This window comes from Pseudoalteromonas sp. P1-9, assembly GCF_001399975.1.
Lineage (GTDB): Bacteria > Pseudomonadota > Gammaproteobacteria > Enterobacterales > Alteromonadaceae > Pseudoalteromonas.
In genome coordinates, this window is record NZ_LKBD01000207.1 from 1 (window position 1) to 202 (window position 202).

The 202-nt window shown below is 42.1% G+C and carries 1 pseudogene; it reads left to right on the forward strand.

Features of this window, described 5'->3' with window-relative positions:
• Positions 1-202, forward strand: a pseudogene (locus AN214_RS22155) (IS3 family transposase); the annotation flags it as partial.

Consider the following 202-nt stretch of genomic DNA (forward strand, 5'->3'; position numbering starts at 1 on the left):
CGCAAGACCACTATGGTATCCAAGGTGCTTCAACAGTTTTAGTTTGGCTTCGTAAGCATGGTCGACTAGATTGGAGTAAGGGAACACCTGAACACATGAGTGAGGTTACTGACATGTCAGAGCCTAAAGATTTAACACCAGAGCAAAAGATTAAAGCCCTTGAGAAAGAGTTAGAAGATACCAAGTTAAAAGCCGAGTTCTT